Below are 7,247 nucleotides of genomic sequence, written 5' to 3' on the forward strand. Positions count from 1 at the left end.
GGGTGCCTCCGGCGGGAGTATTTGGCGCAAGATGAAGGACGTGTTGATGGCGGTCGTGATCCGGTGAGCCCGGTGGGTGACCGGGTCCGGGCAATGGCCCTGCCTGTCATCGCGGGCCGGGCAGCCGGCGACGGCCGCGGCGCCGGGATGGCCCGCTCAGACCATCATTTCCTTGGTCGCCGAGAGCGTCACCTCCGGGTGGTCCCGGGTGATCCGGTCGATATCCCATTGCAGGCGGGTGAGGTAGACCACGTCGCCATCGTTGTCGTGGGCGATATGCTGCTTGTTGGCGGCCATGAATTTTTCCACCGCCTGCTTGTCGCCGGTGACCCACCGGGCGGAGGTGAACTGGGACGGCTCGAAGCGAACGGGAAGCCCGTATTCCTGCTCGATCCGGGTGCCGAGCACGTCGAACTGCAGCGCACCGACCACGCCGACGATGAAGCCCGAGCCGAAGGCGGGCTTGAACACCTTGGCCGCACCTTCCTCGGCGAACTGCATCAGCGCCTTTTCAAGGTGCTTGGCCTTCATCGGGTCGCCCGCGCGGGCCTGCTGGAGAAGCTCCGGCGCGAAAGAGGGAATGCCGGTAACGCGCAGGGCCTCTCCCTCCGTCAGAGTGTCGCCGATGCGCAGCTGGCCGTGGTTGGGAATGCCGATGATGTCGCCTGCCCATGCCTCTTCGGCCAGTTCGCGGTCGGAGGCGAGGAAAAGCACCGGCGCCGAGACGGTCATCGCCTTCTTGCTGCGCACGTGGGTTAGCTTCATGCCGCGCCTGAAGTGACCCGAGGCCATCCGCACGAACGCCACCCGGTCGCGGTGTTTGGGATCCATGTTCGCCTGCACCTTGAAGACGAAGCCGGAAACCTTTGCTTCCTCGGGCGCGATCTGGCGCGGGGTCGCCGCTTGGGGCTGTGGCTCGGGCCCGTAGGCGCCGATCCCTTCCATGAGCTCCTTCACCCCGAACGAGTTGATGGCGGAGCCAAACCAGATGGGGGTCAGGTGCCCCTCCAGCACGGATTGGGGGTCGAGACCGGGCAGCAGCTCGCGCGCCATCTCCACCTCCTCGCGCAGCTGGTCAACGAGATGGGGCGGCACGTGGTCCTCAAGCTTGGGATCGTCCAGCCCGTTGATCTCGATCGTTTCGGCCACGCGGTTGCGGTCGGCCCGGTCCATCAGTTCCAGCCGGTCGCGGAGCATGTCGTAGCAGCCGATGAAATCGCGCCCCATGCCAATGGGCCATGATGCGGGCGTCACGTCGATCGCCAGATTCTGCTGGATCTCGTCGATGATCTCGAAGGTGTCCCGGCTCTCGCGGTCCATCTTGTTACAGAAGGTCAGGATCGGCAGGTCGCGCAGGCGGCAGACCTCGAACAGCTTGCGCGTCTGGCTTTCCACCCCCTTGGCCCCGTCGATCACCATTATCGCGGCATCGACCGCCGTCAGCGTGCGATAGGTGTCCTCGGAGAAGTCGCTGTGGCCCGGGGTGTCCACCAGGTTGAACCGGAAATCCTTGAAATCGAAGGACATGGCCGAGGCGGAGACGGAAATGCCGCGATCCTTTTCCATCTGCATGAAGTCCGAGCGCGTGCGCCGGGCCTCGCCCTTGGCGCGCACCTGTCCCGCCATCTGGATGGCGCCGCCGTAAAGCAGGAATTTCTCGGTCAGGGTGGTCTTGCCGGCATCGGGATGGGAAATGATGGCAAAGGTGCGCCGCCGCGCGATCTCGGCGGGCAGGTCGGGGCGGTTGTGGGTCGCATCGAGCATGGGCGGCATATAGAGGGCCGCGGGAAGGGGCGCAACATGCCCGCGCCCGTCGGTGGCGGGCGACCGATTCGGCCGGCGGGCCGGGAATCCTTTATCAACGGGAAACAATGTGCCGAAACAGTGCGCACTGACCACGCATGGCGATCTGGCGTGTTGTCGGCTGAACGTGGCCGCTCGCACGATGCCCTGCGGGCCGGGGGAGCCATGATTGTTTCGTTTTGGATGACAGAATTTCGCCGGTGGATCGCGTGCGGCGCAAACGCGCGCGACGTGTAGTGGCCTTGGACATGGACCCGCCCGTATGCCGGGCCCGCGGCGCGGGGCGCTCCGCGCGTGGCAGGCCGTATCCAATAAGGAAACAATTAGCCCCGTGGAGATGCCAGATTGCCGCCGCATTTCGGTCACCGAACGGTCAGATACATGGCGGGTTCTGGGCGAAAACGCTTTATTCACCTTCGCACGGTGCCTATCGTTCACATGGCCTGACTGGGGGGCTTCGACGAAACACGGCTATGGGGCGGCCGGCCTGGTGAAACGCGTGCAGCATGGACACGCAGGAGCCGGACGGAGGGTATGCGACGTCTGGCATGCGAGCCGACCGGCTTCGGGTGCGGCGCCGCGCCTGTCTGCATCGCGCGATCCGGGGCGGGCCGGGCAGGAATACCCTGTCCGGCAAGAAAGGGACGTGTGCAGTATTGGTCTGCGAGGAGTGAACATGCCGATGATCAAGAATTTCACCAACCCGCCGAGTGCCGACGGATCGAGCGTGACAGAGCGGCAGTCCGCGCCGCATGACAACATCGTGCCGTGCTTCACCCCGGGCACCGTGATCGCCACGCCGAGCGGCGAGCGCCCGGTCGAGGCGCTGCGCCCCGGCGACCAGGTGCTGACCCGGGACAACGGCCTGCAGGAAATCCGCTGGACCGGCTGCTGCAGGCTGGACGGCGAAACGTTGCGCAACGCGCCCGGGCTGCGGCCGGTGCGTATCCGCGCGGGCGCTCTGGATCACAGCCTTCCCGACAGCGATATCCTCGTCAGCCCGTGGCACAAGGTCCTGATCCAGGGTGACAGGACGGCGCAGTTCTTCGAGGACAGCGAGGTGCTCGCCGCGGCGGGACACCTTACGGGGCGCGCGGGTATCGACGTGGTGGACGTCGACGAGGTGACCTACGTGCACTTCATGTTCGACCAGCACCAGGTGGTGCTGTCCAACGGTTTCTGGACCGAGAGTTTCCGCCCCGATGACGACGTCATGCGAAGCCTCGGCGCGCGGCAGCGCAGCCGGATACTGGAGCTGTTTCCCGACCTCGTGGAGCCGCGGGGCCGGCAGGCCTATCGCTGCGCACGCCGCACACTGAGCGAGCAGGAAAGCCGCCTGCTGCTGGAGTGACCCGGCCGCGGGGGCGCCGGGGGAAGCTTTTCGTTGGATCTGCAGCGTGCCGCGCCGTCCGGGGAACCGGGCGGCGTCTTTGCCACGGGGCATCGGCGGCACCGGCGCTGCCCGCCGTCACGGGGTCCGGCCCGCCCGCCATTCCGCCCATTGGCGCGGCGTGTCGAGATCGGTCGTGGCCCGGCGACCGGGCAGGGGCACGTGGCCGCAATCCTCCGTGGCAAGCAGGGCGCGCGCGCCGTCATCCCCGCGCAGACGCGCGATCTGTTCGAACAGCCGCGCCGGCAGGATGACCGGATGCCCCGCGCGGCCGGTGTCGTCCGTGGCGCGCCATGCCCGTTCGGGCTGGCCGTGATGTGCTTGCATGACCTTCGCGAGATCTTCGGCGCGCAGCTCGGGCATGTCGCCCAGCACCACCATCAGCCCGCTGGCCCCGAGTGACGACGCCCATTCCGCGCCGGCCCTGAGAGAGGTGGCCATGCCCTCTGCCGCGTCCTCGATCCGGCGGATGTCGAGGCCGTGGAGCCCGGCGAGGGCCGCCAGCCTGTCGGGCCGGTCGCGCGGGAGCGTGAGGAGGACCGGGACGTGCGCCGACAGGGCGAGCCGGGCCTGCCGCCGCAGCAGGGGCTCTTTGCCGACCTGCTCGAGCAGCTTGTCGCGCCCGCCCATGCGGGAGGCGCTGCCGGCGGCGGGGACGAGTATGGCAAGCTCGGGCATCGGCGGCGGTTGTCTTTCGGGTTAGGGGCGCTGCCCCTCTTGGCCTGCGGCCAATTCACCCCGGGGTACTTGGCCCAAGAAGAAGGCGGGGCGCAGGCAGGATAGGCCGCCCGCGCGAGCGATGCCAGCCCTTCGGCGCGTCAGCAGCGCAAGCGTGCGCCCTGCGGGTCGAAAAGCGCCTCGGCGAGGAGGCGGGCGGGCCGCATTTCGCCGAGGATCTCGATCTCGGCCTCGGGGGCGGCGTCGGCCCGTTCCCGCGGGATGAGGGCCAGCGCCACGGAGGTGTCGGCGTGATGCGAATAGCCGCCCGAGGTGCAGAACCCTTCGACCCGGCCGTCGATCCACACCGGTTCGTAGCCGTGCACGTCGGCGTCGGCGGCATCCACCGCGAAGGCGACGAGGCGGCGGGCCGCGCCACGGGAGCGCTCGGCCTCGGCCGCGGCGCGGCCGATGAAATCGGCGTTCTTTCCAAAGCTTACGAACCGGTCCATCCCCGTTTCGCCCGGCGTGTAGTCCGGGGAGTACTCGGCCCCCCATGAGCCGAAGAACCGGTCGAGCCTGAGCGACATCATCGCGCGCATGCCGAAGGGGCGCATGCCGTGGGTCCTGCCTTCCTCCCAGAGCGTGTGCCAAAGCGCGCGCTGCGCCATGGGATCGCAGTAGATCTCGTAGCCCAGGTCGCCTGTGTAGCTCACCCGCTGCACGAGGCAGTCGGCCATACCCACCGTGGCGCGGCGCAGATCCATGAACGCCATGTCCGACACCGCGTCGCGGGTGCAGGCGGCCAGCACGTCGCGCGCCTTGGGCCCGGCGATCTGGAACCCGTTGAGCCGGTCGGAGATGTTCTCGACGCGCACGCCCGGGGCTTCGTTCATCTCGAACCACCGCATGTGGAACGCCTGCGCGCCGTAGGAGGCGATGAGCTGGAACGTGTGCTCGTTGAGGCAGGACACGGTGAAATCGCCCCAGAGCCGGCCCTTGGGACTGAGCATGGGCGTCAGGCTCACCCTTCCTGGCTTGGGGATACGGCCCGCCATGATCCGGTCAAGCCATGCGCGGGCATCGGGGCCGGTGACGAGGTATTTGCCGAAGTTGTGCACCTCGTTGATTCCAACCGCTTCGCGGACGGCCGTCACCTCGCGCCGGGTGGCCTCCCACGCGTTGGAGCGGCGGAAGCTGGGCGTCTCGTGGCGCGGCTCGTCGCCCTGAGCGAAGTAGTTGACCACTTCCAGCCCGTACTGGTGGCCCCAGACAGCGCCCATGTTGTCAAAGATGTCGTACATGGGCGTGGTGTTGAACGGGCGCGCGGCGGGCAGCTCCTCGTTGGGGTAAGCCACCGAGAACCGCTTCTGGTAGTTCTCGATCACCTTGGGGCGGGTGTAACCCGGCGTGATCCAGTCGCCGTAACGGGCCACGTCCATGGCCGAGACGTCGCGCTCGCACTCGCCCTCGGTCATCCATTGCGCCAGCATCAGGCCGACGCCCCCGCCCTGGCTGAAGCCCGCCATGACACCCACGGCCGACCAGTAGTTGCGCAGCCCCGGCACGGGCCCCACCAGCGGGTTGCCGTCGGGCGCGAAGGTAAAGGGGCCGTGGATGACCGATTTGACGCCCGCGCGCTCCAGCGCCGGGAAGCGGCGGTAGGCAAAGGCGATGCTGTCCTCGATCTTGTCGAAATCGTCGGGCAGCAGTTCATGGCCGAAATTCCACGGCGTGCCGTCCACCGCCCATGGCCGGCAGGGCTGTTCATAGAAACCGATGCACAGCCCGCGCCCCTCCTGCCTGAGGTAGCTTTCGCCGGCGGGGTCCATGACGTGGGGGTGTTCGCCGCCCGCGTCGATGATCGCCGCGATTTCCGGCACCTCTTCGGTCACGAGGTACTGGTGTTCCATCGGGTGCAGCGGCAGGTAGACGCCGGCCATCGCGCCGACCTCGCGCGCCCACAGCCCGGCGGCGTTGACCACATGCTCGGCATGGATGGTGCCCTTGTCGGTGACCACGTCCCAGCTGCCGTCGGGGCGGGGCGTGGTCTCGTGGACGTGGCAGTGCGTCTCGATCGTCGCGCCGCCCATCCGCGCGGCCCTGGCGTAGGCATGGGTGGTGCCCGAGGGGTCGAGATGACCGTCCAGCGGGTCGTAGAGCGCGCCGATCACGCCCTCGGTGTTGGTGACGGGGGCGAGGCGCGCGATCTCGTCGGGGCCCACGATTTCCGTCTCGAGCCCCATGAAGCGGTGCTTGGCACGCTCGGCCAGCAGCATGTCCATCCGGTCGCGGTTGTCCGCAAGTGTCACGCCGCCCACGTGGTGCAGCCCGCAGGACAGGCCGGTGATCTCTTCCAGCTCCTTGTAAAGCTTGATGGTATAGCCCTGCAGGGCGGCCATGTTCGTGTCACCGTTCAGGGTATGAAACCCCCCGGCCGCGTGCCATGTAGAGCCGGAGGTGAGCTCGGAGCGCTCCAGCAGCATGACGTCGGACCAGCCCATCTTGGTAAGGTGGTAGAGGACGCTGCAGCCGACAACGCCGCCGCCGATAACGCATACCCTGGTGGTGGTTTTCATGACATCCTCCGCCTTTTGGTTGCGCCCAGACTGGGTGTCCTGCCTTGGCGAGCATGTCCGTTTGCGACAGATCGTGTCGTTGTGCCGTGCAATGTTTCGCGGCCGGTTTGCCGTCACGCCGCCGGCGGCAGGCGGGGCAGCATCCCGGCCGATGATCGGGATGGCTTTACGAGTTCTTGTTCACGCTTAAGAAATCTGACGGAGAGCTAGATTTCCCACAATGTATGGAGCTTTGATTGTCAGTGTATTTTGCCGCGTAGTCTCCTCAAGCACTATGTTTTCGAAGCTATCCGGGGCGACCGCCTGTTGCTCGTCGCCAGCCAACGACAAAAACAGTCACAACACGTGTTGACACAATGTTGCGATGAGGGAGCGCCGAGATGCCGGAGAAACTGACCAAAGCCGCCGCCCGGAAGGCCCTGCCGCCGGTGCGTGGGTAGAGCATGCTGTGGGGCGCGGAGGTGAGGTAGGGCGCCATGCGGGTGGCGACCGGTGGGGCCAAGTCCTTCGTCCTGGACTACCGCACCGAGGGACCGCAGCGCCGCATCAACATCGGTGCCTGATCCTACTGGACAGTCGCCGCCGCGCGCCAGACCGCGAAGGACATGAAGCCAGAGGTCGATCTTGGTAACGACCCGATGGGCGAGTGGCAGGGGCAGCGCGAGGCGCCGACCGTGCAGAAGATGTGGGAACGATACGCCAGTGAGCATTTGCCCAAGTGACCTGCCACGGGATTTTTCCTCCATTTGGAATTAGAGTCCGACCCAACGAAGGGACGGACAATGAAGCGAACGAGATACAGCGAAGAACAGATCATC

The 7,247-nt window shown here is 67.0% G+C and carries 4 protein-coding genes; 1 reads left to right on the plus strand and 3 read right to left on the minus strand.

Annotated elements, in window-relative coordinates; genetic code table 11:
• Positions 1-156: 156 nt before the first annotated feature.
• Positions 157-1,764, minus strand: a complete 1,608-nt coding sequence (locus ACH13J_RS13855; protein WP_397543936.1) for a peptide chain release factor 3 — start codon at positions 1,762-1,764, stop codon at positions 157-159.
• Positions 1,765-2,479: 715 nt separating this feature from the next.
• Between ACH13J_RS13855 and ACH13J_RS13860 the strand changes: the two genes are divergently transcribed.
• Complete coding sequence (locus ACH13J_RS13860) at positions 2,480-3,154, plus strand: Hint domain-containing protein (RefSeq protein ID WP_397543937.1); 675 nt, start codon at positions 2,480-2,482, stop codon at positions 3,152-3,154.
• A gap of 117 nt (positions 3,155-3,271) precedes the next feature.
• On the opposite strand, the gene ACH13J_RS13865 is transcribed toward ACH13J_RS13860, so the two are convergent.
• Together ACH13J_RS13865 and ACH13J_RS13870 are read right to left on the minus strand one after the other, a co-directional pair.
• Positions 3,272-3,871 (minus strand): nucleotidyltransferase family protein, encoded by a 600-nt coding sequence (locus ACH13J_RS13865; RefSeq protein WP_397543938.1) that lies wholly within the window; start codon positions 3,869-3,871, stop codon positions 3,272-3,274.
• Between the two features lie 140 nt (positions 3,872-4,011).
• Positions 4,012-6,429 carry an FAD-dependent oxidoreductase gene (locus ACH13J_RS13870; RefSeq protein ID WP_397543939.1) on the minus strand — a complete coding sequence of 806 codons (2,418 nt, stop codon included), beginning with the start codon at positions 6,427-6,429 and terminating at the stop codon, positions 4,012-4,014.
• Between the last annotated feature and the right edge of the window lie 818 nt (positions 6,430-7,247).

The organism is Roseovarius salis, assembly GCF_044472985.1.
In the GTDB taxonomy this organism is placed as follows: domain Bacteria; phylum Pseudomonadota; class Alphaproteobacteria; order Rhodobacterales; family Rhodobacteraceae; genus Roseovarius; species Roseovarius salis.

Excerpts from the sequence above, each read along its gene's own strand:
- ACH13J_RS13860 (WP_397543937.1), top strand. The coding sequence starts at position 2,480 with ATGCCGATGATCAAGAATTTCACCAACCCGCCGAGTGCCGACGGATCG.
- ACH13J_RS13865 (WP_397543938.1), bottom strand. The coding sequence starts at position 3,871 with ATGCCCGAGCTTGCCATACTCGTCCCCGCCGCCGGCAGCGCCTCCCGC.
- ACH13J_RS13855 (WP_397543936.1), bottom strand. The coding sequence starts at position 1,764 with ATGCTCGATGCGACCCACAACCGCCCCGACCTGCCCGCCGAGATCGCG.
- ACH13J_RS13870 (WP_397543939.1), bottom strand. The coding sequence starts at position 6,429 with ATGAAAACCACCACCAGGGTATGCGTTATCGGCGGCGGCGTTGTCGGC.